The sequence below is a fragment of the Candidatus Hydrogenedentota bacterium genome (assembly GCA_016791475.1).
Lineage (GTDB): Bacteria > Hydrogenedentota > Hydrogenedentia > Hydrogenedentales > JAEUWI01 > JAEUWI01.
The window spans coordinates 1-507 of record JAEUWI010000506.1 but is presented as its reverse complement, the minus strand read 5'-3'; the positions used below and the strand labels follow the sequence as shown (position 1 = coordinate 507).

At 68.6% G+C, this 507-nt stretch carries 2 protein-coding genes; both read right to left on the bottom strand.

From position 1 onward, the window contains the following. Positions 1-289 (bottom strand): ATP-binding cassette domain-containing protein (locus JNK74_30510; protein ID MBL7650501.1); only part of this gene is annotated, 289 nt, incomplete at its 3' end. A 73-nt stretch (positions 290-362) separates the two neighbouring features. After that, on the bottom strand, positions 363-507 hold a 145-nt coding region (locus JNK74_30505), incomplete at its 5' end, for an efflux RND transporter periplasmic adaptor subunit (GenBank protein MBL7650500.1).

The window sequence follows — 507 nt, the reverse complement described above, 5'->3', positions numbered from 1 at the left end:
TGTAGAACTGGAACACGAAGCCGACATTGCCCGCGCGCCATTTCGCCAGTTGCCCGGCCGAGAGCTTGTCGATGCGGCTGCCGCCGACCAGGATCTCGCCCGAGGTGGGCTGGTCGAGGCCGCCGATCAGGTTCAGCAGCGTGGTCTTGCCGGAGCCCGAGGGCCCCATCAGCGCCACGAAGTCGCCCTGGGGGATGTCGAGCGTGAGCCCCTGCAGCACCGGCACCTTCTGCTTGCCGCGCTCGTAGACCTTGCTCACGTTGCGCACCTGCACCATTGCCTCGCTCATCGCTCGCCTCGCTGGCCCAGTGGCCTGGATGGGATGGTCCTGCACACGCTGCTTCGACTGCTGTCGCTGCTTTTCAGGCGCCGGGCTTCAACGCCACCACTGCGCCGTCCTTGAGTTCGGCGGGTGCTTCGATGATCACCCGCTCGCCGGCCGAGACGCCGCCGCGCACCTGGCGCGAATCGCCGACAGTGCCGCCGAGGGTGACCGCGCGCCGCTGC